At 32.8% G+C, this 6,450-nt stretch carries 5 protein-coding genes and 1 riboswitch; of the genes, 2 read left to right on the plus strand and 3 right to left on the minus strand.

Annotation, left to right across the window (positions count from 1 at the left end; translation table 11 throughout):
- On the plus strand, window positions 1-1,258 hold a 1,258-nt coding region (locus ACI3VO_RS03135), incomplete at its 5' end, for an amidohydrolase family protein (protein ID WP_439756522.1).
- A 114-nt stretch (window positions 1,259-1,372) separates the two neighbouring features.
- Here the strand turns inward: ACI3VO_RS03135 and ACI3VO_RS03140 are convergent.
- The 3 genes from ACI3VO_RS03140 to ACI3VO_RS03150 form a co-directional block, all read right to left on the minus strand.
- Window positions 1,373-1,864 (minus strand): hypothetical protein, encoded by a 492-nt coding sequence (locus ACI3VO_RS03140; protein WP_439756523.1) that lies wholly within the window; start codon window positions 1,862-1,864, stop codon window positions 1,373-1,375.
- 14 nt (window positions 1,865-1,878) lie between these two features.
- The gene (locus tag ACI3VO_RS03145; RefSeq protein ID WP_439756524.1) at window positions 1,879-2,478 is read right to left on the minus strand and encodes an ECF transporter S component; all 600 of its coding nucleotides are present in this window, start codon (window positions 2,476-2,478) and stop codon (window positions 1,879-1,881) included.
- Between the two features lie 70 nt (window positions 2,479-2,548).
- Window positions 2,549-3,154 (minus strand): ECF transporter S component, encoded by a 606-nt coding sequence (locus ACI3VO_RS03150; RefSeq protein WP_439756525.1) that lies wholly within the window; start codon window positions 3,152-3,154, stop codon window positions 2,549-2,551.
- 111 nt (window positions 3,155-3,265) lie between these two features.
- Window positions 3,266-3,385, minus strand: a riboswitch (FMN riboswitch).
- Window positions 3,386-3,817: 432 nt separating this feature from the next.
- On the opposite strand from ACI3VO_RS03150, the gene adhE reads away from it, so the two are divergent.
- Window positions 3,818-6,450 (plus strand): bifunctional acetaldehyde-CoA/alcohol dehydrogenase (adhE, locus tag ACI3VO_RS03155; RefSeq protein WP_439756526.1); only part of this gene is annotated, 2,633 nt, incomplete at its 3' end.

The raw sequence follows: 6,450 nt of genomic DNA on the forward strand, positions 1-6,450 counted from the left end.
TTTAGACATAAAGTGTTTAAAAATAAGATTGATAATAAATATAGAAAATAAAATTAGGTTGGAGGATAAAGTGTTAGTTATAAAAAATGGAACAATAAATACAATCACAGAAGGAATAAAAAAATCAGATATACTAATCAAAGGCAAAAAAATAATAGCAATAAAAGAAGATGTAGAGCCTTTGATTTCTGAGATTGAATCTAATGAAGTCACAGAAGCTTTAGAAGTTATAGATGCAGAAGGAAAATTAATTTTCCCGGGATTTATAGATGCCCACACTCACCTAGGTCTTTGGGAGGACGGCATGGGAATGGAGGGTGCAGATGGAAATGAAGAGACAGATCCAATAACGCCTCAACTAAATGTAATAGATGGAATAAACCCAATGGACAGAACCTTCAAGGAGGCATATCAAGGAGGAGTAACCTCAGTATGTACGACTCCAGGAAGTGCAAATGTAATGGGAGGACAAGCTATAGCTATAAAAACCTTTGGAAAGAGAATAGACAAGATGGTAATTAAAAATCCAGTTGCATCAAAAATAGCATTTGGAGAAAATCCTAAATCTTGCTATGGTAATGAAGACAATACACCACAGACTAGAATGGCAATAGCTGCATTACTTAGAGAAAATTTAAGAAAAGCAGAGGAATATTTACATGACTTAAAAGATTCAGAGGAAGATGAGGAAGTGGATAAGCCAGAATACGATATAAAATTAGAGGCGCTTATACCTGTCCTAAAAAAAGAAATTCCTCTAAAGGCACATGCACACAGAGCTGATGATATGTTTACAGCTATAAGAATTGCTCAAGAATTCGACTTAAAGCTTACATTAGATCACTGTACAGAAGGTCATCTGATAGTAGACGAATTATTAGAGGAAAATTACCCTCTAATAGTGGGACCATCGCTATCAGAAAGATCTAAAATAGAGCTTAGAAACTTAACCTTTGAGACAGCAGGAATTCTATCAAATGCAGGCAAGGATATCTGCCTTATGACAGACCATCCAGTAATACCGCTACAATATCTGCCTATATGTGCTGGATTAGCAGTTAAATACGGTATGAAACAAGAAAAAGCATTAGAAGCGATAACTATAAATCCAGCTAAAGTTCTAGGAATAGACGACAGAGTTGGATCTATAGAGGTTGGAAAGGATGCCGATATAGTTATCTGGGATGGAAATCCATTTGAAATTCAAAGCAATGTTTTATACACAATAATCGATGGAAAAGTTGTCTATAAACGCTAAGATAACAGGTTAATCAATTTATTTTTTCATAAAAAAAGGAAATGTATAATAAAATTGCTATTATATATTTCCTTTAAATTATTTGCTATATATTTTTTAAAAAAGAATATTATTTTAATTATCTTTTTTATCGTATGGTTTTACTTCAACTGATTTATTGTCGAAGTCAATGAAAATTTGGTAAGCATAATTATCTTCGCTTGTATCCCAAATTTCTACAAATTTTGGACTTATTGCGATGATTATTTCTGAATCTTCGTGAGAATATTTATTATAGCTACCCCAAAGATATTTCTTATAAAGCTTTTCAAACTTTCTATCAGGCTCATCAACAACTAAACCACGATTTTCAGCAAGACCTTCAATTTGTACTCCGCTCCAACAAAGTGCTACATGTGGGTTTTTAAATAGCTGTTGTGTTTTTCTAAAGTTCTTATCAGTTTTAAACCAAACAAGTCCATCATAAAAAAGACAACTTACATTACGCACCATGACATAGTCATCTACACTACTGGCAAGAGCCATAATTTTATCTGTTCCAAGTTTATCAAACATAATTTCAACAGCTTGTTCAAATGTTAAGTTCTTATCAATACTGAATTTCATATTATTCCTCCTTATTATGCTGCAATAAATTTTTTAAGCGGTACACTAAGTCGCTTATAAATTAAGAATGTTAGTACAGATGTTATTGCTCTCGAAACTATATTAAATGGTATTACCGAGAATATAACAAATGTAGGGATATCTTTTATATATGGATTAATTTTTGAACATGTCTCTATTATTATATCCCAATTCATTCCGTATAGATACATAAATGCTGGGAATATAAGGTAAATATTAGTAAATATAGCTATAATAATGCTCAAAATAGATCCAATTAAAATACCGATAATTGCACCCTTTTTAGTTTTATGCTTTTGATAATATATTACTGCTGGTAAAACATAAGCAAGACTTAATATAAGATTTTGAAGTTCACCTGTAAATGCAGAAGTTGTACCATCAAAAACTAATTTTAACACAAGCTTGATAACAATAATTTCAACTGCACCAACAGGTCCTAATATAAATCCACCAATAAGCTCTGGTAAAGCAGAAAGGTCTAATTCTGCAAATGCAGATAATATTGGAATTGAAAATCCTAAGTAAATAAGAACAAAGGAAATAGTACCCATTATAGCGGCAATAGTTAACTTTTGTACGTTTGTTTTCATATATATACCTCCCAAAATAAAATCTCAAATAAAGTATAGAAACTATTTATCTGTAATGTAAAATAGTTACTTAATTAAGAGTTAATAATTTTTCCATTTTTTTATATAATGGTAAAATTACAGCTGTCATAATTGCACCTTTTACTATATTAAATGGAATTATTAACCAAATCATAAAGCTAAATAAATCAGTTACCTTTGGATTTAATGCAGTTCCCATACTGATTATAGCTTCCATAGGTATCATTACTTTTGAATATAATGGGAACATTATATAGTAATTAACAACTGAACCTATTATAGCCATTAATATTGTTCCTATTACTGCTCCGATTAATACGTTTTTGTAGCTATTAGCCTTTTTACAGAATATAGAAATCATAAGTACGTATGGACCTGCTATTAAGATATTTGCGAATTCTCCAACACCGCCTGTTGAACTTCCTGTTATCGCTTGAAGTAAATTTTTAATTACGACGATTATAAATCCTACTACTGGACCCATTGATATACCACCGAATACTGCTACTACATCAGATAAGTCAATTCTTAGAAATGGTGGGAATATTGGTAGTGGGATTTCAAAAAATCTTAATAAATAAGATATTGCAGCCAAAATTCCTATTTGAGCTATTATTTTTGCTGATATTTTTTGACGTTTTATACTGTATTGCATAATATAACCTCCAATAAAATTAATTATTATAGGTCAAATAAAAAAACTCGAGAGAATCTTCTTCTTCGAGTTTACGAGCAATCACAATAAATAAATATTTAAATAATTTATAACTCTCTTCTCTCATCCAGACTTTACTGTCGGCTTTGGAATTTCACCAAATCAGCTATTATAAAATAGTTCGCGGGCTATACCGCCGGTAGGGAATTTCACCCTGCCCCGAAGATTTTCTAGTTATTTTATTTTCCTATATCTAACTATAATGATAGTGAATAAATTATTTACTGTCAACTGTATTTATTATTTTATATATATAACATGATTTAACATATATCCACAATGGGAAAGAAGGGATAGTATGTGAAGGATATTTTTTGAATATCTAATGTTAAAAAAATAACTATTATTTTTCATAAAACAAGATACTTTATAAATTTCGATAAAAGTATTTATTTTGTGTGATGTATAGTAAAATACTAGTTTTAATATTAAAGTGGAAGAATTTGGAATAAATATAAGGCCTAAAAAATTTCTATTTTTTTGAAAAAAAGTACTTGCAAAGGCATATATATTGTTATATAATTAACAACATAGAAATCAACGTTATTTTTTTAACAAAGAAAACAATCAAAATTTTTATAACATAAAAGGAGAAGTATAAACATGATAGTAAAGGATATCAACACATTACAAAAGAAAATGGCTGAAGTAAGAGCAGCTCAACAAGAATACGCTACATATACTCAAGAACAAGTTGACGAGATATTCTTCCAAGTAGCAATGGCAGCAAACCAAGCTAGAATACCTCTTGCTAAAATGGCAGCAGAGGAAACTGGTATAGGAATTGCAGAAGACAAGGTTATAAAAAACCATTTTGCTTCAGAATATATATACAATAAATACAAGGATGCAAAAACTTGTGGTGTTATAGAAAAGGACGAAGCTTTTGGTATAACTAAGATAGCTGAGCCTCTAGGTGTGTTAGCTGGGATAATTCCTACTACAAACCCAACTTCAACTGCAATATTTAAATGCTTAATAGCTTTAAAAACTAGAAATGCTATAGTTTTCTCTCCTCATCCAAGAGCGAAAAAATCTACAATAGCAGCAGTTAAGCTTTGTCTAGATGCAGCAGTTAAGGCTGGTGCACCTGAAAACATAATCGGTTGGATAGATGAACCATCTATAGAATTATCAGCAGAAATAATGAGAGAAGCAGATACAATATTAGCAACTGGTGGTCCAGGAATGGTTAAGGCTGCTTATTCTTCAGGAAAACCTGCACTAGGTGTTGGATCTGGTAACGTTCCAATAGTTTTCGATAAATCTTGTGATATAAAAGTGGCAGTATCATCTGTAATACATTCTAAAACTTTTGATAACGGAACAATATGTGCATCTGAACAATCTGTAATAGTAGATGCTTCTATATATAATGAGGTTCAAAAAGAATTCGTTGCGAGAAACGCGTATATAGCTAAAGGCAATGAATTAACTAAGCTTAAGAAAGTAATTCTTGGACCAAATGGAACAATGAATGCTAAATTAGTTGGTAGACCAGCTGTAGAAGTTGCTAGAGAAGCGGGATTTGAAGTACCAGCTGATACTAAATTAATAATAGGTGAAGCTACATCTACTGATATAAGTGAACCATTATCTCACGAAAAATTATTCCCAGTACTATCAATGTACAAATCAAAGGATTTCGACGATGCAGTACAAAAAGCTGACCAATTAGTACAAGGTGGCGGAATAGGACACACTGCTGGAATATACATAGATGTAGTTAACAACAAAGAAAAATTAGATAAATTCCAAAATAAAATGAAGGCTTGTCGTATACTAGTTAACACTCCATCTGCATTCGGTGGAATAGGGGATGTTTACAACTTCAAGCTAGAGCCTTCACTAACATTAGGCTGTGGATCTTGGGGAAATAACTCATTCTCAGGTCAAGTTGGACCATTCCAATTATTAAACGTAAAAACAGTTGCAGAAAGAAGGGAAAACATGCTTTGGTTTAGAACTCCTGTTAAAACTTATATCAAAAAAGGCTGCTTAGGTGTTGCAATAAAAGAACTAGGACCAGAATACTACGACTTCAAAAAGGCGTTTATAGTAACTGACTCATTCTTATACGAAAATGGATATACAAAAGCAGTAACTGATCAATTAGACGCTATGGGAATTCAACATGCTACTTTCTCAGAGGTTGCACCTGACCCAACACTAAAGACAGCTCAAAAGGGAGTAGAACAATTAAGAGCATTTGAACCAGATGTAATAATAGCAGTAGGTGGAGGATCACCTATGGATGCAGCTAAAATCATGTGGGTAATGTACGAGCATCCAGAATGCGACTTCCTAGATTTAGCGATGAGATTCATGGATATAAGAAAGAGAGTTTACCAATTCCCTAAAATGGGCAACAAGGCTAAATTCGTAGCTATACCTACTTCTTCAGGTACAGGTTCTGAGGTAACTCCATTTGCAGTTATCACAGATGATGAAACTGGACAAAAATATCCACTTGCAGACTATGAATTAATGCCAACTATGGCTATAGTAGACGCTGACATGATGATGAATCAACCTAAGGGATTGACTGCTGCTTCTGGTATAGATGCATTAACTCATGCATTAGAGGCATATGCAGCAATGCTACAAACAGAATTTACTGACGGCTTAGCTATGCAAGCTGCAAAATCAATATTTGAATATTTACCAAGAGCTTATGAAAATGGAGCAAATGATCCTAAAGCAAGAGAAAAAATGGCTCATGCTTCAACAATGGCAGGTATGGCATTTGCTAATGCTTTCTTAGGAGTTTGCCACTCATTAGCACACAAATTAGGTGCTTACCACCACATACCACATGGTGTAGCTAATGCGTTATTAATAAATCTAGTGCTAGAATTTAACGCTAGTACAGCTCCAAGAAAAATGGGTACATTCCCACAATACGAATATCCAAACATGATAGCTAGATATGCTGAAATTGCTGAATTTGTGGGATGCAAAGGTAAAACTGACGAAGAAAAATTTGAAGCGCTACAACAAAAGATAAGAGACCTAAAGAAAGCTGTAGGAATACCTCAAACTGTAAAAGAAATGGGGATAGATGAAAGGGAATTCTTAGCAACTTTAGATGAAATGGTTGAAGCTGCATTTGACGATCAATGCACAGGCGCTAATCCTAGATATCCTTTATTTGATGAAATAAGAGAGATGTACTTGAAGGCTTATTATGGGGAGGCTGAGTACGCTGAGTTAATCGGGGAAGATGAAGAGGACGA

The sequence above is a fragment of the Intestinibacter sp. genome (assembly GCF_051866655.1).
Classification (GTDB): domain Bacteria; phylum Bacillota; class Clostridia; order Peptostreptococcales; family Peptostreptococcaceae; genus Intestinibacter.

What these genes read in the sequence shown, in the direction of transcription:
- ACI3VO_RS03140 (WP_439756523.1), bottom strand. Translation starts at nt 1,864, where the DNA reads ATGAAATTCAGTATTGATAAGAACTTAACATTTGAACAAGCTGTTGAA.
- ACI3VO_RS03145 (WP_439756524.1), bottom strand. Translation starts at nt 2,478, where the DNA reads ATGAAAACAAACGTACAAAAGTTAACTATTGCCGCTATAATGGGTACT.
- ACI3VO_RS03150 (WP_439756525.1), bottom strand. Translation starts at nt 3,154, where the DNA reads ATGCAATACAGTATAAAACGTCAAAAAATATCAGCAAAAATAATAGCT.